Raw genomic sequence first — 23,596 nt, 5'->3', positions numbered from 1 at the left:
TCTGCAGTCGGTGGGCCGTCGTCGTTCGGTGTCGATCGGTTAGCGTTCGGTGTCGATCGGTTAGCGTTCGGTGTCGATCGGTTAGCGTTCGGTGTCGGTCCGTCGATAGCCGCTGAGCCGGTACCGTTCGGTGTCAGACCGACGGTGTCCCCAACCGTCGCTATTTGCGAATCCCCCATTCGATCAACTATCGGGATTCCCATCAAATAATTGTATCGACCGATCCCCGTCTCGGGTCGCCGGCCGTCACCGCTCGTCTTTCGCGCGGTCGCGCAACCGACGCTTCTGGCGGCGCTCGGTCACGTGGTCGACGCCGTCGGCCAGTTCGTCCCTGACCTCTCCCTCGAAGTCGTCGACCTCCTCGAGGAACTCGGTCGAGAACTCCTCGACGAGTTCGAACGTCCACTGATCGCTGATCGCACCCGCGGGGAGGTGGTCGTCGCGGAGGTCGTCCGCCCACTCGTCGTGGCCGGCCTCGCGGAGGGCGTCCTCGGCGTCGCTCATCCGGTCCATCGCGTGGCCGAGGTCGTGGTGGAACTCGAGGAGGGTGCCGTAGGCCCGGTGGATGTGCTCGATGCCCAGTTGCAGTTCGTGGAGGGCCTGCTCCTCGGCGTCGGTCAACTCGAGCTCGTCGGGATCGGTCGTCATAGGCGTGGGACCACGGACGGCATCAAAGACGTTTCAGGGTCGGCAACGGCTGCCGATTCTCGGCCCTAGTAATCGGATTCGATAGTCGACCCGAAACGCTATGGTTCCCTGACTATCTAGGTTCCGTGAACGCGATGGCGATACTCGACGACCTCTCGGGCTACGAGTTCGAGGACCTGATGGAGGACGTATTCCGACACCTGGGCTACGAGAACGTCCAGCAATCGAGACGGACGGCCGACGAGGGTCGAGACATCCTGATGGAGGAGGTCGTCGACGGAAACCGGCGGGCGGTCGTCGTCGAGTGCAAACACACGGAGACCGTCAGCCGGCCGGTCATCCAGAAACTCCACTCGGCGGTCGAGACGTACGAGTACGACGGCCCCGTCCGCGGGTTAGTCGTGACGACCGGACGGTTTACCGCCCCCGCTCGAGAGTACACGCGGAACCTCGGCTCCAGCCGGGACGGCGGCGTCGAACTCCTCGACGGCACTGACCTCCGGGAGATCAGCGAGGAGATCGGCATGGACCTCTACAACGGCCGGATCGAGATCCTCTGCGATGAGGTCCTCCGGCCGACCCACCCCACCGCCGGTCGGGACGCGCCGGTCTTCGAAGCCGCCCGCGAGATCGACAACCTCGAGCCCGCGACGATTCCGACGCCCGAGACGACCGTGTCGCTCGAGCCGATGGTGACCGTCCACACGAGAACGAACGCGACGTTCGAAACGTCCGTCGGCGTCGTCCATCAGGTCGACGAGTCGAACGACCTCGTGATCCGCGCCGAGGGCGACACGCCGCAGATCGAGACCGGCGACGTCAAGGACCTGGTCGCGAACCCGTCGGCACCCCGCATCGACCTCGAGAACTGTGGCCTCCGGGACACCTTCGACGGCGTCGAGCACGCCCGATTCGGCCGGACGGAAACGACCTACAAGCAGTGGGCGATCGATCGACTGCAACAGGTGCACACCACGACGGTCCAGTACACGGGCGACAACAACGTCGACTACGAGAAGACCTGTACGCCGAGATCCTCGGACGTCTCGATCTGGTCGATCGATCCCGTCTACGCGCCGCACGTCCAGTCCCGCGTCTCGCTCGGGGAGTACGACTATCGGTACGCCTACTACGCCGCCGGCCCCTCGAGAGCGACCACGACGAACGAGTTCCGTCAGTGTGTCCACTGCGGCACCGACGGGGCGAGCGAGAGCTACATCTACTGTCGCAACTGCGGGAGCATCAACTGCGACGAACACGTCAGAACGGAGCGACTCGTGGACGAACCGGTGTGTACCGGCTGTGCCGTGACCGAACGGTTCGCGTTCGACACCAAGTACTTCTACGATCGGGAGAACCTCGAGGCCTTCCGCGAGGAGTACGCTAACATGCCGATCCACGAGAAGGCGAAGGAGAACGTGACGCTGGCCGCGGGTACCGTCCTCTGCGTGCTATTCGTGGCGTTCCTGGTCGTGCTATCGCTCGGTCTCGTGTAAATTCGCCCGACGCAAAGAACTTCCCACGTGTCACTTCGGACCGATCGATCCACATGCGGTGGCGCGCGCTGGGCCGTGGTGAGCCGGGGGCGAACCACGGCACAAAACCGTGCGAGGTCGTCGTGAGTAGCGCGGGACCGAAGGTCCCGCGGACCGTGCGAATAGTGCGAGACCGCAGGTCTCGCAGACCATGCGAGTAGTGCGGGACCAACGGTCCCGCATACCATGCGAACGGCGGCTTTGCCGCCGTGAGCAGACGGGCCGATGGCCCGCGAGCAGACGGGCGCGGAGCGCCCGTAAGCAGATGAATCGAGCGACGGCTTGGCAGTCGCGAAGCGTCTTCCAGTGGATGAGTGAGCAGCCAGCGGGTGCGAACGGTAGCGCGGAACCGGAGGTTCCGCGAACCAGACAAGCGGGCCGTCGGCCCGCGAGCAGCAATCGGCTGGGGAGGACGTGGCACTCATCGCCGCCAGCGGCAGCAGAACGCTCGACTCGTCATACCTGTCGGGTAGATCGGACAGTACAGTAGTCAGCGGAGCTGAGATGAGAACTCGAGTGCGAACGCCTCGACCTCGTTCCAGTCAGTGTACTCGTAATCCCGCGACGTGTCGGTATCGCCGCTCGCCTTCCGTGCAATCCGGCGCATCACGAACCGTTTCATCAGCCCGTACTCGCTGTACTTCAGCGCGCCCGCCACGGTGAGTGTCCCGTCCGGCTCCCAACCCGTCTCCTCGAGAAACGCCTCGAGCAACTCTCGTGCAGGCTCTCGCTCGACCGGATCCGCGTGCGCCGCCGTCAGACTCACCGAGAAAAAGGCCGACAGAAGCCGGTTTAGCGCCTCGCGGTACTCTCGAACGAACTCGGTGACGTACCCCTGATGAGACCCCGCGTGGATCGACGCGCCGACGATCACGCCGTCGTACGCATTCACGTCGAGTCCCGACGGGGGATGTTTCAGGTGGACCAGCACCGGCTCGTGGTCGTTCGCCTCGAGGACGTCTCCCACTCGCTCGGCGATCGTCGCCGTCTGGCCCTCGCTCGAGCCGAAGGCGACGAGGACGCGGGTCATCGGTGGCCACCTCGAGCGGCCGCGGATTTAGGGTCGAACGAAGGCATCTCGGGTGTCCGTTCGACGATGTGGGTATTGAGCGTTGTACCTGAACTGCTCGAGTTACTCACTCGCTAGGCGTAGTGAACGCTCGAGTGTAGACGACGGAATCTGAAGACGAATGCTCTGCTCTCGCTGGCAGCGGTGATTGCCACATCCTCCCCAACCGATTCGCTCGCTCACGAGTTCGCTCACTCATCCCTCGCGCAATTTCGGCTCGCGCCTCACTATTCGTTCGCCGCGACCCGGCACGCGCCACCGCACGCGTGGATTAATCGGCCCTAACGGTGTGTACACCACCTGTACTGAGTGTTTCACGGCCGTCCACTGAGAAGCAGTAGCTCGGTCGACCCGAACCGAGCCGCCTCTGTACGATTTACGTGGATTGTTCCTCTAGCAGCGCCCGCGAGGAGTTCCCGACGATCAACGACCCGCTGAGCACCAACGCGAGGGTCGTCACCACCGGACTCAACAGCCCCGCCAGCGCGACGGGGATCACGATCGCGTTGTAGGCGAGCGCCAGCCCGAGATTCTGCACCACGCGCCTGCGAGCGCCGCGGGCCAGCGCGAACGCGCGCTCGACCGCCGCGAGGTCGTCCTCGACGATCGCGAGATCGGCAGCGTCGGCGGCCAGCGCCGTCCCGCCGCCCAGCGAGAGCCCCAGATCCGCCGCGGCGAGCGCGGGCGCGTCGTTCGTCCCGTCGCCGACCATCGCCACGCAGCCGTCCCCGCGTAACCGCTGAATCGCGGCCGTCTTTCCCGCGGGTGGGACGCTCGAGAAGACGTGCGTAATCCCGGAATGCTCCCGAAAGCGGGCCGCTGCCGAGTCGTCGTCGCCGGTGAGCACCACGACGTCGACGCCGCGGTCGGCGAGCGCGGTCACCACGTCCGTCCACTCCGCCCGCTGTTCGTCACCTACGACGACGAGCCCCTCCGCGCGTCCGTCTCGACCGACGACGACGGGGAGGCGGCCGGCCTCGCGCACGTCGGCAATTCGGGACTCGAAGCCGGAATCGAGTCCCCACCCCGCCGTGCGAAAGCAATCGGGGTGGCCGACGAGGGTCCGCCGGCCGTCGACGATGCCCTCCACGCCGGTCGCGTGGCGCTCGAACTCCCGTACCGCCTCGTCTTGCGCCCCGTCACCCGTCTCACCGGTTCCCTCGTCGGTACCCCCGCCGTCCGCTCGCGTCGGTTCGCTCTCACCCTCGCCGATTCCACCGTCGAAGGCGTCCGCGATCGCCGCCGCGGCCGGATGCGACGCCCGCCGCTCGAGTGCGCCGGCAGCCTGCAACAGCTCGTCCGGGCCCTCGGCTTCGAGCACGGTCATCTCGCCGGTCGTGAGCGTCCCCGTCTTGTCGAAGACGACGCACTCGACCTCGCGCAGCCGTTCGAAGACGCTCTCGTCGAAGACGACGATGCCGGACTCGAGGGCGTCGCGGATGCTCGAGGCGACCGAACAGGGGGTCGCGAGCGCGAGCGCCCACGGACTCGCGACGAGGACGGTCACGAGGACGGCGCTCCCGATCACCGGTGCACTCGAGCCCAGCAGGACGGCTGCGAGACCCGCGAGGATCGCAGCGCCGGCGACGAGCGGGAGGGCGATTCCGGCGAGCCTGTCGGCCCGGCGCTGGACGCCGTGATCCGCGCTCTGGAGGTTCCAGACGGTTCGCGTCAGTCGCTCGATACTGCTCGCGGTCCGGTCGCCGACGTCGACGATCGCGGCGTCGCCCGTCACGATCGACCCGCCGATCACCGCGTCGGCCGCGGTTTTCGAGACCGGGAGGGATTCGCCGGTGACGACGGCTTCGTCGACGGTGCACTCGCCCTCCGCGACGTGTCCGTCGACCGGGATCCGCTCGCCGGCGCGGACGAGCAGGCGGTCGTCGGCAGCGACGTCCGCCACCGGAATCTCTCGAGTCGTCCCGTCGGCGTCGAGCACGCGGGCCGTGTCGACCTGCGAGACCGTGAGGTCGGTGAGCCGGTTCAGCGCCGTGCGTTTGATCGTCTCCTCGTAGAAGACGGCGGCCATCACGCACGCGGCGACGAGAATCGTCAGGTCGTAGTAGACCTCGGGCCGCCCGACGAGGAACGCGAGCGTGCCGTAGCAGAAGGCCGCAACGATCGTCAGCGCCGCGAGCAGGTGCGTACTCGGCTGGCGGAGTTTCAGGCTCACGTACGCCCCGCGGAGCAGCGGCATCCCGGTCAGGTAGAGCACGGCCGCGGTCAGGACGAAGAAGACCGGCAGGAACAGCACCCCGTCGAAACTCGCGAACGTGTCCCCGTACTGCTCGAACAGCCAGTACTCCGTGTACTGGGAGAGATACACCGGGTAAAACACCGTGACGTAGGGTACCAGCAGGAACGACCCGAAGACGATCCCGACGATGTAGCGGATCTCGAGGACGTCCTCCGAGCGTCGCTTGCGCATCCCCTGCATCTCGCGCGAGCGGCGGGTGGTGCTCGCGTCGTCGCTCGCCAATTCCGACCCGTCGTCCTCACCCGCGGCTTCCTCGCGGCGGTACGCCGTGTAACCGGTCCGACTCAGCGCGTCCTCGAGCGCCGCCGCCGACACCCGCTCGGGGTCGTGGTCGACCTGGACCGTCTCCGTCACGTAACTCGCCGCCGCGTCCGCAACGCCGTCGTGACCGGCGGCGATCGACTCGAGGTACGACTCACACAGCGTCGAGTGCATGCCGTCGACCCGGAAGAACGTACGCGTATGGTTCTCGGGAACGGCATCCGGACCGGCGGTGTCGCTCGAGTCACCGGGGGCACCGTCGCTGGTGCTGTCGCGGTCGTCGGCGTCGGGACAGCCGAGTACCGCGGCGACCTGGCGGCAGCCGCTCGAGCAGAACGGACCCTCGGCGTTCGATTCGGCCGCCGCCTCTCGCGCCGATTCAACCGTCGCGTCACCGGCCGATTCCGCTGCCGCATCACCGGCCGATTCCGTTGCCGCATCACCGGCCGATTCCGTTGCCGCAGCCGACTCCGCTGCCGACGCTCCGAAGGATTCGGAACACGCCGTTCCGCACAGGCGACAGCGATCGCGCGTCGATTCCTGATCACTCACCACACGAACTCTCCATCCTCGAGTGGCATAACAGTGGTCGCAGTTCGCCGTCAGTCCCGTTCGACGAGGGTCCCGCCCTCCCCGACGGCAACCCCTCGACCGGCGTCGATCGAGACCCCCAGCAGCGGCCCGGGGGCATCGACATCGAACCGTTCCCACTCGGCGTTCGCCCCGTCACGTTCGTACACCGCGTCGTCGGTACACACCGCGACGCGCTCGCCGCGGGAGGCGATTCCGGACAGCGCCTGATCGGCGACCCGCTCGGGGGTCCACGTCGGACCATCGTAGCGGTGGACGACGCCGTCGTCTGCGGTCACCAGACACTCGCCTTCCCCCGTCGTCGCGACGTCGGTGAGCGTCCCGTCGGCGCCCTCGAGCCCCACCCGCTCGAACGACTCGCCGCCGTCGGTCGTCTCGAAGACGCCGTCGTTGGTGTCACAGCAGTAGCCGACGCCGTCCTCGAGGAGCGCGACGCCGCTCAGACTCGAGCCGCTGCCGGGCTTCTCGGGACCGGTCCACTCGAGCGTCTCGTCGCGATACCGTCCGCGGAGGATGGCACCCGAGCCGTTGATCAGGAGGACCGTCTCGTCGCCGCCGTCACCGGCGACGGCGACGCCCAGCCAGTTGTCCGTGATGTCCTCGGGAGCCGTGTAGTCCACATGCCGGCCGGTCTCGGCGTCGATTCGCCCCAGCGAACCGCTGTCGCCCGCGACCCAGACCGCGCCGCCGCCGGCCGTCGCGTCCACGCCACGGAGGTCGTTGCCGCCGGCGGCGGGGCCGTCCTCGAGGAGAACGTTCCACCCGCCCTCGTCGCCGTTCTCGCCGCTGGCGAGGACGGTGCCGCCGTCGCCGACCGCGTAGCCGCCGCTCGCCGCTGAGACGATCACGCCGCGGAGTGTCGCATCCGTGGGTGCGTCGACGGCGTGCCACTCGGGCGGGGTCTCCGCGGGGGTTTCTGCAGTCTCGCCGGCTGTCGAGTCGGCTCGAGTGTCGTCGGCTGCGTCCGGTTCGTCTTCGTCGAGGCCGACAGGTTCGTCGGCGCGACCGCCTCTGCCCCCCGCTTCGATGTCGTCACTGTCCGTCGCGTCGGCGTCTTCGCTCTCCGCTGCTTCAGCAGATTCGCTGTCCGTTGCGTCGGCGTGCTCGAGCGCCGCTCCGTTGGAATCCGCCGTACTCGATCCCACGTCCGGGTGCTGATCGTCCGTCGCGTGCGATTCGGCGTCGGACGTCTCGCCCGTCGCGGTGCCTGCGGCGGTTTCCGATGCGGCGTTTGTAGGCGCCTCCGTCGTGGTGCCTGCAGCCGCGTTCGACGCGGGTTCCGCGGATGGGTCCGTCGTCGCGGTTGCCTCCGCTTGCTCTCGAGCGTCGGCGCGTTCCGACTGTCCACTCCTGTCGGCGTTTCCGCTCTCACGCCCGTCGCCGCTCGAGGACCCGGTCTCGCCGCTCGAGGCCGCAGCCGATGCGTCCTCGCCGCGGGGACGCGCCCGTCCGCTTCGGAGATACAGCACGATCGGCGGGACGAGATACGATGCGATCGCGAGCGCGGCGAACCAGCGGTGGACGACCGTCAGCGTCCCGAACGCGGTCAACCCGGCCGTCGCGACGGTGTGGACCCACGTCTTCGTGTAGTTCCGAAAGAACCGGACGAAGCCGTTCTCCTCGGCGGATGCATCGTGTGTGGTCATCGGGTGGCGTGTGGGTGTCCCTCGAGTGGGATCCGAGAGAGTAGACGGAACTCGTGGCTCGAGTGTATCGGACCGCCGGGCAAAAATTCACTGCAGGCACACCCACTCCGCCGAACGGATACGACTCAGCGCCTGAATCGCCGCGCCGTTCCGACGGTGACGGTGAGAATTCCGTTGTTGTAGACGGCCTCACGGTCGTCGGTAAAGCCGTGTCGGCGGACCGGCGGGGAGACGAACCGCTCGAAGGTGGTCTCTTCGCGTTCGATCCGGAGGTGGATGCGCTTCGAACTGGCGGTGACCGTGATATCGTCGACGACGGCGGGGAGCGCGTCGACGACGACGGTCAGCCGACCGGTCGATCGATCGTAGACGGCTCGCGTCGGAAACGACTGCGTTGTCGTGTGCGTGGAGGGGGACACGGAGCCACGTTCCGAATCCAGTCGGAAATCGATCCGCGTGCACAACTGTGTCCTTGATAGTCGCTGTCTCGGTCACCCTCTCTGTCCTCGAACGCTCCGTTCGCCAGTCGGATAGACGCGTTCCAGACGGTCTTCGAGACTGCACCGCGCTGTCGTCGGCGGTTTGCGTCGGCCGCTGTCGGATTCGGCTCACGGCTTCAGTCGCGGGCGTTCTCCTAACATTCGTGTAACGGGACGATCGACTGCTCGACGGCATCCGAACGATCGGACGTAAAGGCAGTAACGAACATGTTTGCTCGGGTTCTCACCCGGTAGGAACCGGTCTAGCCCGCTATTCGCAGGGGATTCATATACTGACGTATACCATGAGGGATCAGATTGGAGCGCCCGGAACCGGTATCGCTCGTCGCGAGTATCTCCTGGCGACCGGCGCCGCGAGCGTCTCGGCTCTCGCGGGCTGTTCGGTACCGACCGCTGAGAAGGAACCGGCGACGACGATAGCGGACCATTCGTCGCCCGAACTCGAGAAGTGGGTCGACGAGGTCCCTCGCCCGGGGGTCATCGAACCGTCCGGAACGAAGAACGGACAGCCCCGGTACGAGGTGGACATCCGCGAGGTCGAACAGCAGATACACCGCGACCTCCCGCCGACGACCGTCTGGGGGTACGACGGCCAGTACCCCGGTCCGACGATCGAAGCCGAGCAGGGCGAGCCGATCTACGTGCGGTGGCGAAACGAACTGCCGGACGACCACCTCCTGCCCGAGGATCCGACGGTTCACGGCGATCTGATTCCGTACGATACGGCGGGTGTACGGACCGTGACGCACCTTCACGGCGGAAACGTCGAGGCCGAGAGCGACGGCAAAGCTCGGGCGTGGTTCACCCGGGACTTTCGGGAGACGGGCCCCGAGTTCGAGAAGAAAGACTACTACTACGCGAACGACCAGCCCCCGACGACCCTGTGGTACCACGACCACTCGCTCGGTATCACGCGGCTCAACGTGTACGCCGGCCTCGCAGGCTTCTATCTCCTTCGGAACGAACACGAACGGGGTCTCGACCTGCCCGAAGGCGAGTACGAGATCCCGCTCGTGTTTCAGGATCGAAGCTTCGACGAGGACGGGTCGCTGTTCTATCCGACGGCCGTCTCGGACGGGAAGGGAGACGGTTCGCATCCCGAACCGAGCATCGTTCCGCAGTTCTACGGGGACACGTCGGTCGTCAACGGAAAAGCCTGGCCCCGGCTGTCCGTCGAACCCAGAACGTACCGGCTCCTGCTCCTCAACGGAGCCAACAGTCGATACTACAACCTCAAACTGCTCGAGTACGACGAGGACTCCGGCGAGACCGGCGACGACGGCCCGCCGTTCGTCCAGATCGGGAACGACGGCGGCCTCCTCTCGGAGCCGGTTCGGATCGCCGACCGTCTGGAGCTCGGATCGAGCCAACGTGCCGACGTCGTCGTCGACTTTGCCGACTACGCCGGGCAGACGCTGCTCCTCCACAACGATGCGCTGTCACTGTACCGCGGCCCACCGGAGAAGAGCACGGAGACGCAGCCGCTTCCGGAACTCATGCTCGTCGACGTGGACGACGCGGGAGGCGTACGGGACACCGGCCAGGTGCCGGACGAGCTGACGACGGTCCCGGAGATCCCCGTCGACTCGGCGGACCGACACAGACATCTCACGCTCGCTACGCAAACCGACGAGTACGGGCGACGGCTGTACCTCCTCGGGACGGACGAGGAGAAATCGGGGTACAGACTGGACGATCCCATTACCGAAGATCCCACGCTCGGTGACACCGAGATCTGGAGTCTCGCGAACTACACCGGGATGTCCCATCCGATACACCTCCACCTCGTCCACTTTCAGATGCTGGGACGACAGCCGGTGTCCGACTACGATCCGACCGAGGACGGCGTCGAACCGGAGACGCTCGAGTCGCCCGAGCCCTACGAACTGGGCTGGAACGACGTGATCAACGTCGATCCCGCTGAGGTGGTCCACGTGATCGTACACTTCGGGGAGTACGACGGGCTGTTCACCGACCAGACGGGCGACTATATGTGGCACTGCCACATGATCGAGCACGAGGATCACGACATGATGCGTCCCTTCAGGGTACTGCCGGACGCTGACGACGGCGATACCGACGATACCGACGCCGGCGATACCGACGACGACGGATAGGATACCGACATTCGATCTCACCGATCGGTGTGCTCCCCGCCGTACCGCTGCGGTCGCCACACCGATCTCGCACCGAGTCTCGACGGAGCGCCCTCCGAACGCGAACGGTCTCACCGGTTCCGCTCAGAGGTAGCCCAGATCCGCCAGCCGCTCTTTGGTCCCGTCGCGCATCTCGACCTCGCCCGTCGTACCGGCGTCCTCGAGCGGTTCGAACCGGTCCTCGAGGCGTCGCTGGAGCGTGCGCACCCGCTCGGGTTTCTCGGCCGCGATGTTGGTACGTTCGTTCGGATCGGTCGTAACGTCGTGCAGGCGCTCGAAGCCGTCGTCGCCGCGGACGTACTTGTACTCCCGCGTCCGGACTGCGCGAAGTCGACGGTCGTACTCGCGGACGCGATCCGGGATGTCCCCGAAGCGGGCCTCGAGCCGTTCGATCGAGGGCTGGGGTGCGACGTACTCGGCGAAGACGGCGTCTCGCGGGGCCGATACCGAGTCCGGGTGCAGCGAGCGACTCGGGCCCTGCTCGAGTAGTTCCGGATCGTCGATGCCGACGGTCTCGAGCAGCGTGGCGGGAAGATCGAGCAACTGAACGAGGTCGTCGCGCCGGCCGCCGTCGGTGAACGGACCGCCGTAGAACACGAGCGGGACGTTGATCAGGGTGTCGTAGAGGTTGTACTGGTGGCCGAAGAAGCCGTGCTCGCCGATGTGTTCGCCGTGGTCTCCGCAGACGACGAAGAGGGTATCCTCCCACTCGCCGGCGTCCTCGAGTGCCGTCCGAAGCTCGCCGAGTTGGTCGTCGACGTAGGCGAGTTCGGCCCGGTAGAGGCCGCGAAGGAGGGCGAAATCCCGGTCGGTGAGCTCGTAGTCCTCGCAGTCGAACGCGCGGGGGTCCTGTCGGATCGCGGCCGCTTCCTCGTAGCTCGCGTCCGCGGGCAGGAATTCCTCGGCGTACGCCTTCGGCGGATCGTACTCGACGTGGGGTTCGATGAAGTTGCAGAACAGAAAGAACGGATCGTCGTCGCGTTCCTCGAGCCAGTTTCCGATCCAGGTCGTCGACCGGTCGGAGCCGTCGTCGCCGGCCGGCTGGAGCACCTCGCTGTAGAGGATGTTCGCGGCGTTGACCACCGGGTTGCCGTCGAAGAGTCGGTTTCGGGTCGCATCGAATTTCTCCCGGATGTCCTCGCCGCGGACGACGGCGCCCATGTCCGCGTCGGACTGGATGTACTGCCAGCCCTTTCGCAACTCGTCGAAGCCGCGGTCGAAGCCGAACTCCTCGGTGATCCAGGTGTTGTTCGAGACGCCGATCGTTTCGTAGCCCGAGTCGGCGAAGGATTCGGGGAGCGTCCGCAACGTTTCGTCGAGAAAGGTGTGGCCGCCGTGAGTTCCGTGCTCGGAGGGGTAGGTTCCGGTGAACATCGACGCGTGAGAGGGGAGGGTCCACGGCGCCGTCGCGAAGGCGTTGGTGAAGGACGTTCCCTCGTTCGCGAGTCGAGTCAGCGTCGGGCTCGTCTCCGGACCGCTGCTCTTCGCTCGAGCGGTGTCGAGAACGACGAAAACGACGTTCCGCACGGTGGAATGTGACTCCGAGTCACGCTCGTTAGTCGAGTCCGCGTCGGATTCGGTAGAGTCCGCCATGGTGGATACAACTCCGCCCCTCGCAGGGAAGGTCACCGCCCCGGAGTATGCAGGTGGTTCACGATATTGGAATGTGTCCGAAACATCGATACTCGCCGCCGAGAACCTGTTTTTCGGGAATAGCAGTCCGAACCCTTACTCCGCTCGTTCCCGTACGCCACGGCCATGGCCTCGCCCAACATCGTACTGGTCCACTGTCACGATCTGGGGAAGTACGTGGGTTGTTACGGCGCAGCCGTCGACACGCCGAACATCGACGCCCTCGCCGCCGACGGCGTCCGGTTCGACCGGCACTTCGTGACAGCCCCGCAGTGCTCGCCCAGTCGCTCGAGTCTGATGACCGGCTGCCATCCCCACCAGAACGGGATGCTCGGGCTGGCTCACGGGAACTGGGAGCTCGGACCCGAGGAGCGACTGTTGCCCGAGTTGCTGGGCGAGGCCGGCTACGAAACCCATCTCTTCGGTCTCCAGCATCTCACCGAGTATCCGGACCGGCTCGGCTACGATCACATCCACAGCGACGAACCGTTGACGGTGGACGCCCCGCCGTCGGTCCACGAGACGGCCCGCGCTCGAGACGTCGCCGACGACGTCGCCGGGCTGCTCGAGGCGGGCGATCACGACGACCCATTCTTCGCCTCCGTCGGCTTCTTCGAACTCCACCGGGTCGAGGAGAACGGTGGCTTCGGGTTCGAGGGCGACCGCTACGAGACGCCCGATCCCGACGCGGTTGAGCCGCTCGAGTTTCTCCCTGACCGACCCGGGATCCGGTCGGATATCGCCGAGATGCAGGGGATGCTCGGCGCGATCGACGACGGCGTCGGGCGAATCCTCGAGAGCGTCGACGAGGCGGGGCTCGCCGAGGACACCCTCGTCGTCTTCACGACCGAACACGGGCTGGCGATGCCGCGTGCGAAGGGGACCTGTTTCGACGCCGGCATCGAGGGCGTCCTCCTGATGCGCCAGCCCGGCGTCCTCGAGTCGGAGCGGGTCGTCGACGACCTCCTGAGCAACGTCGACGTCTTCGCGACGCTGCTCGATATCGCGTCGGCGTCGGTTCCCGAGCCGGACCGCCTCGCCGGTCGGAGCTTCGCCCCGCTATTGGGCGACGACGAATCCACGTACGAGCCGCGCGATCGGGTCTTCGCCGGGATGACCTGGCACGACCGCTACAACCCGACTCGGGCGATCCGGACGGAGCGCTGGAAGTACATTCGGAACTTCTGGCACCTGCCCGCGGTCTACATGACGACGGACATCTTCGCCAGCGACGCCGGCCGCGAGGTTCAGGAGGAGTACTACGGCGAGCAGCGACCCTACGAGGAACTGTACGACCTGGAGGCCGACCCGCTCGAACGGGAGAACCTCGCAGCGGCGGACGAACCGGACGACCCGGCCGTCGAAGCCGTTCGCGATCGGCTTTGCGACGAGTTACTCGACTGGATGGACGCGACCGTCGATCCGCTGCTCGAGGGCCCGGTTCTGCCCAACGACTGGGAAACGGTCCACCCGCGGCTAGACGATCTCCGGAAGGACACGTGGAACTGAGCGCGGATGGATCGGAGACGATACGTGGAATTGAGCGCGGACGGATCGGAGACGATACGTGGAATTGAGTGCGAACGGGCCGAAGCACTGAGCGCGAACGGCCAACGAACCGCGCTGCCGCCCGGATTAATGCTCTTGCACGCGAAGTCACGACACGAATGACCGACGTCGTGAGCCTGGGCAGCGCCAACGTCGACCGGACCCGGTATCTGTCCACCGACCGAATCCGCGACCTCGAGGCCCGATACGACTGGTTTCCGGCGGCCGGGGAGACCGTTCGGATCGACGCGAGTCCCGAGTTACCGGCCCTCGAGGCCGACCGTTACGAGAACGTCGTCGGCGGCAAGGGCGCGAATCAGGCGGTAGCAGCGGCCCGTGCCGCCGCCGAGACCGCGTTTCTCGGCTGCGTCGGCGCCGACGCGGCCGAGTACGGCGTGCTCGAGACGCTCGCCGACCGCGGCGTCGACGTCGATCGCGTGGCGATCGCCGCCGATCTCGAGACCGGGAAAGCGTACGTGTTCGTGGACGATACGGGCGAGTCGTGGATCGCGATCGTCGGCGGGGCGAACGACGCAGTCGACGACGCGTACGTCGATCGCCACTACGAGCGGATCCGGACGGCGGACGCACTCCTCCTGCAGAACGAGATTCCGGTCGCCGCGATGGAGCGGGTGCTCGAGCGCCTCGAGAGCGAGTCGACTCGCCCGACGACGGTGTTCAACCCGGCTCCGGCCGAGGGGGCCGAACCGCTCTGCTCCCGTTCGGCCGTCGACATCGTCGTGGTCAACGAAGCCGAGTACGCGGCGCTCGAGGAGGAACTCGCGGATTTCGACGGAACGGTCGTCCGAACGCGGGGGGCCGACGGCGTCGTCGCTACCGGTGCCGTCGAACACCGAGTCACGCCGCCGTCCGTCGACCCGGTCGATACGACCGGTGCGGGTGACGCCTTCTGCGGTTACCTCGCGGCGCTGGTGGGCGGGGGAGCGGGGCTCGAGCGAGCGCTCGAGGGCGCGACCGTCGCCGGCTCGACCGCGACCGAGACGGAAGGCGTCCAGAACGCGATTCCCGACCGCGAGACGGTCGAACGGACGCTCGAAAACAGGAACGTGGACGATTGATCGCCGTCACCGGCGTAACCGGCGACCGCCGCTCGTTCGAACGTGTTGGAACTTTCGACCGGTACCAGCCCTTATTCGAATCGAACCCGACTAGCGGTGTATGGTCACGGTAGCCGAATTCACCATCGAGGGCGACGACTTTCCCCTCGGGCTGATCTTCGAGGAGTTACCAGCTGTTACCGTGGAACTGGACCGTCTCGTTCCGACGAACAAGGCTATACTTCCGTACTTCTGGGTGTGGGGCGACGATATGGAGCGTGTCGAAGGCGTGATCGCGGATCAACCCGAAATCCTGTCCGTCACCCTCGTCGACGCGGTGAGCGGCGGTGGCCTATTCCGCGCTGATTGGGACGAACAGGCAGAAGGTGTGCTAACCGCGATTGCGACGTTCGATATGGCGTTAACGAAAGGAACGGGGACCGGAGAGCGCGGAAACTGGGTGTTCGAGTTCCGTGTCGAACACCCCGAACACCTCTCCCAGTTCCAGCAGTACTGTCGCGATCACGATATCGACGCGACTCTCAACCGACTCTTCACCCTCGCCGACATGCAGACTGGCGGCGAGTACAACCTCACGTCGGAGCAACACGAAGCCCTGATTCTGGCGTTCAACGAGGGGTATTACGACGATCCGACGGAGACTGACCTCGAAGAACTCGCCGACGCACTCGGTATCACGCGTCCGTCGGTATCGTCACGACTCCAACGCGGGTATCGGAACCTGATCGGCAGCACCCTCATTCACACGGACGACGCCAGTTGAGCGCCGGGGATTTAAACACCATTCATAATTAGACCGCAGATTCATCCACCGACGTGTCTTCTACGTAGTGTCTACTATGAAGGGGAGCGGCAGGACAGTCAGTACCGGAGCGAACGTACCGACCGACAGGACGCCCCCGATCGAAACCGCTCTACGGCTACTGTCGACACACCGGGTTCCGGTATGATCCACTCGACGACTAGCGACGGCGGTTGGTTCCACTCGACGGCCAGTGACCACCACCGTTGGCTCTCCGGTCGTCGCCGAATTGAAACTGATCGTCGATATCACTGGTCCGCATGAGCAAAGACGACCTCCCCGGTTCTGACTCCGAACAGGTCGTCGAACGAGGCGAAACGTACGCTCACGCTGAACACGGAGAAGTCGAAGTCACGGGAATTTGGAAGGGGATCGAGCAGGTCGACAAGACACATCACACCGACGAGAAGGACGTGTTCGTCGTCCGCTACTCCGCCGAAATCGACGGAAAGCAGGTCAACGAACTCACCGATACGCTGGACGAATTTCTCCGATCGATCGAATAGTCGCCTCGACCTCCGTTTCGCTCGTTTCATCCCCGGTTTTCGGACCGGTCACCGGAACGGATCGTCCGAAGCCGCAGTGAGCGACTCCGCAGGAGGATGCGGCTCGAAACGCGGCGTTCGATAGCGTCCCGTTCTCTCACGCTACGGGGTCTTCGCTCGCCTCCGCCTCAAAACGCTCGAGATATCGCTCGATCGACGCGCTCACGATCTCCCGAAACCGCTCGTAGTCGGCCTCGAGGGCGACCGAGCCGTTCGGCGGATCGCCGGTCACGCCGTTCGCATCACAGACCAGCGCTCCGCGGGCGATGTCGGAATCGGTTCCGACCGCCATCGGATAGCGTTCGGTCTCCAGCACGCCGTCGTCGACGAGGGCCGCGATCACGAGCGCGTCGTGAATCGCGGCCGACTCGATCCCGTACTGCTCGAGTTGCGCGTCGTCGTAGTAGGTCAGCCACTCGTGGACGGACCGGCCCAGCGGATCGTCCCGCGGGAGCGATTCGATCTCCGCGGGCGGAACGGCCGCGTTCGCCGTGACGTCGAGTCCGACGAGCGCGGGCGAACAGTCCCGCACGACCCGGCGGGCCGCGTGGGGATCGGTGTGGAAGTTGGCTTCGGCCAGCGGCGTGACGTTTCCCGGACCGAACGCGGCCCCGCCCATGACGACGAGTTCGTCGAGCAAGTCGGGCAGTTCGGGCTCCATCGCGAGCGCGAGCGCCACGTTCGTCAGCGGTCCGATCGCCGCGAGCGTCAGTTCGCCCTCGTGGGCTCGAGCCCGCTCGACGATGTACCGTGCGGCGTGCGCGTCGACGGGCCGGCTCGCAGCAGTCAACGCCGGGAACTCGCCGCGGATGCCGCCCTCGCCGTGGATGTGTTCGGACGTCCGGAGCGGGACGTTCAACGGTCGATCCGCCCCCTTCGCGACCGGCACGTCCGTTCGATCGACTAACTCGAGAATCGACCGGGCGTTCTCGGTCGTCTCCGAAACCGGCGCGTTCCCGTGGACGGTGGTCAGTCCGACCACCTCGAGGTCGGCGCGCTCGAGCGCCACTAGAATGGCCACGGCGTCGTCACAGCCCGGGTCCGTATCGAGCAGTACTGGGCGACTCATGGAGGGGTCTCGGGGCCTTCCGGGCATAAAACGCCGGGGAGTATACGCCGGGAAGCGGCTGTACAGCGGAGTGCGCGCTCTCACAGGACAGCCGTCCGTCGGCGACTCCGCGCGGCCATCGTTTCGGACCGTTCGAGCGTTTCGTTCCTCGAGAGCAGATTCTCACAACCCGTTCGTTCCCGTCGACTGGCAAGTCCCACCCGCGCTTATCCCCGTTCGGGAAGACGACTCGACCGAGTATGGTAACCGACGCCGACGATATCGACGATCCGACGGAGGAACTGCCAGCGACCCCCGGCGAGTTCGCCGACCACCATCCCGAGGTCTGGGAGGCCTACGCCGATCTGGGCGAAGCCTGTTCCGAGGCCGGCCCCGTCGACGACGAGACGAAACGGCTCGTCAAACTCGGCGTGGCCGTCGCCGCCCAGTCCGAAGGGGCCGTCCACTCGCACGTCCGCCGGGGACTCGACGAGGGTCACTCGGCCGACGCGCTCGAGCAGGTCGCTATCCTCTCGATTCCGACGGTCGGCTTCCCGCAGGCGATGGCCGCCCTGAGCTGGATCACGGATATCACCGCGGACGACGAGTCGTAGCGCCCGATTCGATCGCGACGGCAGTGCTGACACCGTTCGACGCGCCTAACACGCTGGCTCGCTTCCGTCGAATCGATGCCAACGCGCGCGTTCCGGATCGCCTACGACGGCACCGGCTACTACGGCTTTCAGCGCCAACCCGACGTGCCGACCGTCGAGGACGCCCTCTTCGACGCCCTGCGCGGACTCGAGGTCCTCGCCCCCGACGCCGACAAACCCGACGGCTACGCCGCGGCGGGTCGGACCGACGCGGGGGTCTCCGCGCTCGCTCAGACCGTCGCGCTCGAGGCACCCGACTGGCTCACGCCGCGGGCGTTCAACGCCGAACTCCCCGCCGGCATCCGAGCGTGGGCGGCCGCCGACGCCGCCGATGATTTTCACGCGACCCACCACGCGACCAGTCGGACGTACACGTATCACCTGTACGCGCCGCCGACGGCGAGCGATTCGGACGAAGTCGAGGCCGGTCGCGCCGTCGACGACGACCGGTTCCGCGCCGCCTGCGAGGCGCTCTCCGGCAGTCACGACTACCACAACCTCACGTCGGACGACCACAACACCGAACGGTCGCCCGCGCTCGAGGCGACTCGCGACGGCGACCATCTCGTCGTCACGGTCACCGCGAGCGGCTTCGCCCGCGAACTCGTCCGGCGACTCGTCTCGCTGGCTCGCGACGTCGGCACTGGAGCGGAACCGCTCGCGAAGATCGACCGCGCGCTCGGCCCCAAGCCGCTACCGGGTCACGAGGGAATCGCGCCCGCGCCGCCCGACCCGCTCGTGTTGACCGCCGTCGACTATCCCGCCCTCGACTTTGCGGTGGACGACGACGCGGCCGCGAGCGCTCGAGCGATCTTCGAGCGGCGACGGATCGACCGCCGGACCGGCGCACGCGTGGCGGGCCAGATCGCCGACGGCGTTCGGTGAGGCGACGAGCCTTTTTGTGCCGGGACAGACACCTCGGAGCATGGAACTATCGCCGGAGGAGTACGGTGCGTACTGGCGAGCGTCGCTGCACGTCGCTGCGGGTATCATCATCATCTACCTGGGCTATCAGATCGCCTCGCCGATGCTCTCGTACTCCAACGCGGGGGCGATCGGAATCGGGATCTTTCTCTTCGTCGCGCTCGTCGTCGCCGGCTCGTTCGTCGCGATGCTCGGCGTCGCTCGCACCGTCCGGACCGCCGTCAACGCCGAGATGCGGGGGTGAGAAGGGGTTCGTATCGTACTCGAGCGTCGACGGGTCGGACGACGATAGTGATACTGGGCACTCGATCGGCGTACTTGCCGCACCCGAATTCGAGCGGGTTCCGTGTCTCGAGTGCTTTGCTGCTGGCGGCGGTGATCGCCACGTCCTCCCCAGCCGATTCTCGTCCGGCTACGCGTCGACGTCCCACCGAAACCCGACCGGTTCCGCGGGTGGCTCGAGCGGACTCGCCGGCAGTTCGGCCCCGACCGCGGACTCGTTGTACGCTCGCGGCGCGACGTCGTTCGGACCGTCAGGGTAGTACAGCGACGCGAGCGTCTGGATGTGGTCGCGACCGACGCCGAGTTCGAACTGGCCGCCGCCGTACAGTCGAATCTCGCGCTCCTCGCAGTACGCGATCGTCTCGAGCAGCGACTCGAGCGAGCCGAACCGGGAGGGTTTGACGTTGAGCCAGTCGGGCTCCCACGGGAGCGATTCGACGTCCTCGAGGCCGTCGATCGGGGCGTCCCAGGACACCCGGCTTCGGACGGCCGCGTCGTCGAACAGGGGCTCGGTCGCGGCGGTTAGTGCGGGATCCTCGATGACGGCGTCGGGGAAGGCCTCGAGGACCCGTCGGTAGAGGTCGGGATCGGCGGGCACGTCGACATCGGTCCCCTCGTACTGGCCCTTGAGGTCGAGGATCCGAATCGTCTCGGTGCCGACGCGTTCGTCGATCGCTCGCACGACGTCGTCGTCCCACGCCGGGATCGGATCGAGTTTGAACTCGAGGTCGGGAACGCGTTCGCGCAACCGCTCGAGCCGATCGGTCGTCGGCGGCTCGCCGAGTCGAGTGCTGGCGACGAACCGAACGGGGTCGTGCGAGCGGCCGAGCGCGCTCGCGATACCGGTGCCGGCCTGCCGAAGGGCGAGATCCAGGGCTGCGCTCTCGAGGCCCCAGCGGCGATAGTTGCGAAAGACCTCGCGGTCGGGTGCGCCCGCCGGGAACAGGTCGACCGACTCGAGGTGCGACGAAAAGGAGTCGATCGTGTACTCGCCGGTGAGATCGGACAGCCCCGACTCGGCCAGCGCGTCGTGCTCCGCGGTCTCGTAGGTGACGTCCTCGCCGCGGCCGCGGATCGGGGCATCGTCGGGGCCGGGTCCGGCCAGCGTAAATTCGGTGGTGACGCGGGTGAATTCGCTCGAGGTCTCGCGTTCCAGCCGTTCGGTCGACACCGCGTCGATCGACAGCGACAGATCGGCGATCCGGTCGTAGTCCATACGGGCTAGTCGGGTGCCAGGGGAATGAAGGTTACAGACGGGACACTCACTTCTCTCCGCGCCGCTGGCGCAGGTTCTGGCGGGTGAACTGCGGTTTGACGCGGGTCGTTCGCGGCTCGCGGAACGATCGGTAGAGCTGGATCGAGACCGCGAACGAGAAGACCGCGGCGACGACGCTGGCTTCGGGCGCCCCGAGGGCGTACAGGACCCCCATCGAGAACAGCGACATCGTCAGTAGCATGCCGTAGATCAGCCGTTTGGCGAACGTCGCGAAGACGTCCCCCTCGTCTTCGACGCCGATCCGGACGAAGAGGTCGTCGCGGTCCAGTCGGTCGAGCGCCCGTTCGGTCTTGGGTGCCAGCCGAGTGAGCGACTCCCCGGTGCGACGGAGTTGCTGACCGGTCTCCCGGACGTACTGGCGAGCGGTCTCCTCCCGGTAGCCCTGTTCGGTGAGGTAGTTCGTCGCGGTGTCGATGAAGTCGAACTCCGGATCGAGGGTGACGCAGACGCCCTCGACGACGGTCGCGACCCGGAGGACCAGCGCGAGGTTCTTCGGGAGTCGGAACGGGAAGACATAGATCGAGTCCTCGATCTGGCCGACGATCTGGTTGATCCGGTACTGTTCGACGTCCTCGCCGCGGGCGTCCTGGATGGCGATCTCCATCACCTCGGCCATCACCCCGCGGTCGGCGTCGGGACTGAGCGTCCCGATCTCGATCAGGGCGTCGAGGATGCCGTCGATGTCCTGGTTGGCCACGGCGACGTAGAAGTCGACGATCTTCTCCTGGACGAACGAGTCGACCCGGCCGGACATCCCGAAGTCGTAGAAGACGATCCGCCCGTCGTCGGTCACCGCGAGGTTCCCCGGATGCGGATCGGCGTGAAAGACGCCGTCCTCGATGATCATCTGCAGGTACGCCCGCTCCAGGTTCTCCGAGAGCCGCGTGCGGTCGATTCCCTTTCGCTCGAGTTCTTCGACGTCGTTGATCTTCGTCCCCTCGACGTACTCCATCGTGAGCACGCGCGGCCCCGAGTGACTCTCGATCACGTCGGGGATGACGAACCGGTCGTCGCCGGCGAAGTTCGTCCGGATCTCCCGGAGCATCGCCGCCTCGCGCTCGTAGTCCATCTCCTCGCGGATCGTCTTCGAGAACTCGTCGGCGAGGTTCTCGAGCGAGAACGACCGCGACTCGTCGACGAAGGTGAGCAGGATCGGGAGCGACCACTTGATCACGCGCAGGTCGGCGTTCACCAGTTCCTCGATGTTCGGTCGCCGGATCTTGACGGCGACCTCGCGGCCGGCGTCGTCGGCCGCGACCGTGACGGGCGGTTCGTCGGTCCCGATCGCCCCTTCACCGTCCTCGCCCGCCGTTCCGCCGTCCGCTACGACCTCGGGATCGACGCGCGCTCGGTACACCTGCCCCAGACTCGCGCCGCTGATCGCATCGGTTTCGAACGCCGCGAAGTGATCCTCGAGCGGACCGCCGAGTTCGTCCTCGAGAACCACCTTCGCCTCCGCCCACTCCGCGGGCGGCACGTCGTCCTGCAGCGCCGACAGCACGTCGATGTACGCCGGCGGCAGCACGTCCGGCCGCGTCGAGAGCAACTGGCCGAGTTTGATGAACGTCGGCCCGAGGGTCAACAGCGACTCGAGGAGGACCTCCGCGCGGTGGCGGTGGGTCTCGGGGTCGACCCGCCGCGACCGGCCGAACAGCAGGAACCGACGCCGATCACGGGCGAAGGCGATCAGTAACGGGAGGAACTGCCACGCGACGAGGACGAACCGCTTGTACGCGCGGAGGGAGACCAGTCTCGGTCACCCCGCGTTAGTCGGCGTCCTCTTCGACGACGTCGATCGTCATCTCCCCGTCTCTCGTCTTGGGCAGCGTCAACTCGAGAACGCCGCGTTCGACGGCCGCCTTCGCCTCCGACTCGATGGCGTCGGCGGGCATCGGGAGGTCGACGTCCAGAAAGAGCGAGCGGTTCTCCTCGAGGTAGCGGTAGTCGTCCTCGGGCTCTTTCTCGCGGTGAGCGTCGATCGAGATACGGCCGTTTTCGACCGCCAGATCGAGCGAGTCGGCGGAGACGCCCGGAACGTCGAGAACGAGCAGGTAGGCGTCTTCGCTCTCGAGCAGATCGAAGAAGACGTCCTCCGAGAGGTCCCGCAGTGCGTCGCGAAGCGCTGACATAGCTACTGGTTTGAACGCCGATACGAAAAAGGCCGCGGTAGCGGTCGATTCGAGCGGAACCGAATTCGAATATTGATTGCGTGGTACCAGTGGACGATGAATTGCGCGAACGGTGGCTGTGTTCAGACGGCCAACAGAACGGCAGCCGCCACGGCGACGACGGCGAGGATCACGGCGCCGAGACCGTACGCACCGGCTCGCAGACCGAGGCAGCGTTCGGTGCTGTCGGCGACGACGAACGGATCGCCGAACAGGTGGTGACGCAGGCGGAGCAGTCGGCTCTCCGAGAGCGCCGCCTCGTCGATCCCGACCGCGGCGTTGACTTGTCCGGCGTCCCGCGAGACGGTCGTGTCATAGCGAGCGACGCCGAGTACGTGTATCTCTTCGCCGGACTCGAGGATCCACTCGCGGAATCGACGATCCGTTCCGGTTTTGAGTTCGAACAGCCGGAGATCGATCGCGCTGTTCTGACAGTCGACGTCCTCGCTGTCCTCGATGTACCGGGCGATCCGCGCCGGCGGCTCCGTCCCGCCGTCGACGTCGATTCGGGTGTCGTTCTCGAGGCGAAAATCCGCACCCGGCGGCTCGATCAGGACGCTCCCCGTGTCGTCCTCGAGTCGAAAGGGGACGTAGTCGTCGCCGGAGGCAATCGTCACCCACGACGTGCCGTTGTTCGAGTCTCGTCGCTCCTCGATGCCGTAGGTGTAGGCGAGACACGGCGTATCGGTAAACGGGGATCGAACGAGACGACCGGCGGAGGTAGCGGTCCCGCGAAGTTCGACTCGGCCGCCGTTCGGCGTGTCGAGGACCGCATCCGGCCGGGAGCGAAGGACGCGGTTCGCGAGCCGAAGTTCGGCGATTCCGTACCAGAGACAGCCGAGCGCGATCGCTCCGCCGATCGCGAGGAACGCCACCGAGAGCGGCTCGAGTTGGACCGGTGTCATCGCTGCCGGAGACCTGCGTGGCGGCGGACGATATAAGTGGTGAAACGGGCGAGGGAATAGGCGGAGAAACG

20 protein-coding genes are annotated in these 23,596 nt (G+C 66.4%); 9 read left to right on the top strand and 11 right to left on the bottom strand.

What is annotated here, in order from left to right; genetic code table 11:
- Positions 1-246: 246 nt before the first annotated feature.
- A complete protein-coding gene (locus ACSFC7_RS00815; RefSeq protein ID WP_436345865.1) occupies positions 247-648 on the bottom strand; it encodes a hypothetical protein in 402 nt (133 codons plus the stop codon).
- 134 nt (positions 649-782) lie between these two features.
- Between ACSFC7_RS00815 and ACSFC7_RS00810 the strand changes: the two genes are divergently transcribed.
- On the top strand, positions 783-2,144 hold the full coding sequence (locus tag ACSFC7_RS00810; RefSeq protein ID WP_436345864.1) for a restriction endonuclease: 1,362 nt from the start codon (positions 783-785) through the stop codon (positions 2,142-2,144).
- A 529-nt stretch (positions 2,145-2,673) separates the two neighbouring features.
- Here ACSFC7_RS00810 and ACSFC7_RS00805 read toward each other — a convergent pair.
- The 4 genes from ACSFC7_RS00805 to ACSFC7_RS00790 form a co-directional block, all read right to left on the bottom strand.
- Entirely contained in the window at positions 2,674-3,213 is a 540-nt protein-coding gene (locus ACSFC7_RS00805; protein WP_436345863.1) for a flavodoxin domain-containing protein, read from the bottom strand.
- A gap of 415 nt (positions 3,214-3,628) precedes the next feature.
- The gene (locus ACSFC7_RS00800; RefSeq protein WP_436345862.1) at positions 3,629-6,322 is read right to left on the bottom strand and encodes a heavy metal translocating P-type ATPase; all 2,694 of its coding nucleotides are present in this window, start codon (positions 6,320-6,322) and stop codon (positions 3,629-3,631) included.
- Between the two features lie 50 nt (positions 6,323-6,372).
- Positions 6,373-8,007, bottom strand: coding sequence for a hypothetical protein (locus ACSFC7_RS00795; protein ID WP_436345861.1), 1,635 nt, complete (start codon positions 8,005-8,007; stop codon positions 6,373-6,375).
- A 125-nt stretch (positions 8,008-8,132) separates the two neighbouring features.
- Complete coding sequence (locus ACSFC7_RS00790; protein ID WP_436345860.1) at positions 8,133-8,426, bottom strand: Hsp20/alpha crystallin family protein; 294 nt, start codon at positions 8,424-8,426, stop codon at positions 8,133-8,135.
- A 365-nt stretch (positions 8,427-8,791) separates the two neighbouring features.
- Between ACSFC7_RS00790 and ACSFC7_RS00785 the strand changes: the two genes are divergently transcribed.
- Entirely contained in the window at positions 8,792-10,624 is a 1,833-nt protein-coding gene (locus ACSFC7_RS00785; RefSeq protein ID WP_436345859.1) for a multicopper oxidase family protein, read from the top strand.
- A gap of 123 nt (positions 10,625-10,747) precedes the next feature.
- Here ACSFC7_RS00785 and ACSFC7_RS00780 read toward each other — a convergent pair whose 3' ends face one another.
- Entirely contained in the window at positions 10,748-12,256 is a 1,509-nt protein-coding gene (locus ACSFC7_RS00780; RefSeq protein ID WP_436345858.1) for a sulfatase family protein, read from the bottom strand.
- A gap of 165 nt (positions 12,257-12,421) precedes the next feature.
- On the opposite strand from ACSFC7_RS00780, the gene ACSFC7_RS00775 reads away from it, so the two are divergent.
- The 4 genes from ACSFC7_RS00775 (at position 12,422) to ACSFC7_RS00760 (ending at position 16,230) form a co-directional block, all read left to right on the top strand.
- Positions 12,422-13,804 carry a sulfatase family protein gene (locus ACSFC7_RS00775; protein WP_436345857.1) on the top strand — a complete coding sequence of 461 codons (1,383 nt, stop codon included), beginning with the start codon at positions 12,422-12,424 and terminating at the stop codon, positions 13,802-13,804.
- 158 nt (positions 13,805-13,962) lie between these two features.
- The gene (locus ACSFC7_RS00770) at positions 13,963-14,922 is read left to right on the top strand and encodes a PfkB family carbohydrate kinase (protein ID WP_436345856.1); all 960 of its coding nucleotides are present in this window, start codon (positions 13,963-13,965) and stop codon (positions 14,920-14,922) included.
- A gap of 100 nt (positions 14,923-15,022) precedes the next feature.
- Positions 15,023-15,685 (top strand): helix-turn-helix domain-containing protein, encoded by a 663-nt coding sequence (locus ACSFC7_RS00765; protein ID WP_436345855.1) that lies wholly within the window; start codon positions 15,023-15,025, stop codon positions 15,683-15,685.
- Positions 15,686-15,984: 299 nt separating this feature from the next.
- The gene (locus ACSFC7_RS00760) at positions 15,985-16,230 is read left to right on the top strand and encodes a hypothetical protein (RefSeq protein ID WP_436345854.1); all 246 of its coding nucleotides are present in this window, start codon (positions 15,985-15,987) and stop codon (positions 16,228-16,230) included.
- A 136-nt stretch (positions 16,231-16,366) separates the two neighbouring features.
- On the opposite strand, the gene ACSFC7_RS00755 is transcribed toward ACSFC7_RS00760, so the two are convergent.
- Positions 16,367-17,338: a nucleoside hydrolase gene (locus ACSFC7_RS00755; RefSeq protein WP_436345852.1), complete on the bottom strand. Its 972-nt coding sequence runs from the start codon at positions 17,336-17,338 to the stop codon at positions 16,367-16,369.
- A 239-nt stretch (positions 17,339-17,577) separates the two neighbouring features.
- Here ACSFC7_RS00755 and ACSFC7_RS00750 point away from each other — a divergent pair, with 239 nt between their 5' ends.
- The 3 genes from ACSFC7_RS00750 to ACSFC7_RS00740 all read left to right on the top strand — a co-directional run bounded on the left by ACSFC7_RS00750 (position 17,578) and on the right by ACSFC7_RS00740 (position 19,138).
- The gene (locus tag ACSFC7_RS00750; protein WP_436345851.1) at positions 17,578-17,931 is read left to right on the top strand and encodes a carboxymuconolactone decarboxylase family protein; all 354 of its coding nucleotides are present in this window, start codon (positions 17,578-17,580) and stop codon (positions 17,929-17,931) included.
- 75 nt (positions 17,932-18,006) lie between these two features.
- Positions 18,007-18,855, top strand: a complete 849-nt coding sequence (truA, locus tag ACSFC7_RS00745; RefSeq protein WP_436345849.1) for a tRNA pseudouridine(38-40) synthase TruA — start codon at positions 18,007-18,009, stop codon at positions 18,853-18,855.
- A 40-nt stretch (positions 18,856-18,895) separates the two neighbouring features.
- Positions 18,896-19,138: a hypothetical protein gene (locus ACSFC7_RS00740; protein WP_436345848.1), complete on the top strand. Its 243-nt coding sequence runs from the start codon at positions 18,896-18,898 to the stop codon at positions 19,136-19,138.
- Between the two features lie 168 nt (positions 19,139-19,306).
- Here the strand turns inward: ACSFC7_RS00740 and ACSFC7_RS00735 are convergent, their stop codons facing one another.
- The 4 genes from ACSFC7_RS00735 to ACSFC7_RS00720 all read right to left on the bottom strand — a co-directional run bounded on the left by ACSFC7_RS00735 (position 19,307) and on the right by ACSFC7_RS00720 (position 23,525).
- Positions 19,307-20,392 carry a hypothetical protein gene (locus ACSFC7_RS00735; protein WP_436345846.1) on the bottom strand — a complete coding sequence of 362 codons (1,086 nt, stop codon included), beginning with the start codon at positions 20,390-20,392 and terminating at the stop codon, positions 19,307-19,309.
- A 46-nt stretch (positions 20,393-20,438) separates the two neighbouring features.
- Positions 20,439-22,142, bottom strand: coding sequence for an ABC1 kinase family protein (locus ACSFC7_RS00730; RefSeq protein WP_436348042.1), 1,704 nt, complete (start codon positions 22,140-22,142; stop codon positions 20,439-20,441).
- Positions 22,143-22,218: 76 nt separating this feature from the next.
- Positions 22,219-22,581 carry an Hsp20/alpha crystallin family protein gene (locus ACSFC7_RS00725; protein WP_436345844.1) on the bottom strand — a complete coding sequence of 121 codons (363 nt, stop codon included), beginning with the start codon at positions 22,579-22,581 and terminating at the stop codon, positions 22,219-22,221.
- Between the two features lie 122 nt (positions 22,582-22,703).
- Positions 22,704-23,525, bottom strand: a complete 822-nt coding sequence (locus ACSFC7_RS00720) for an E3 ubiquitin--protein ligase (protein ID WP_436345842.1) — start codon at positions 23,523-23,525, stop codon at positions 22,704-22,706.
- Between the last annotated feature and the right edge of the window lie 71 nt (positions 23,526-23,596).

The sequence above is a fragment of the Natronorubrum halobium genome, assembly GCF_051351675.1.
Taxonomy (GTDB): domain Archaea; phylum Halobacteriota; class Halobacteria; order Halobacteriales; family Natrialbaceae; genus Natronorubrum.
The sequence above is the reverse complement of the archived record's forward strand: the minus strand, read 5'-3'. Positions and strand labels throughout refer to the sequence as shown.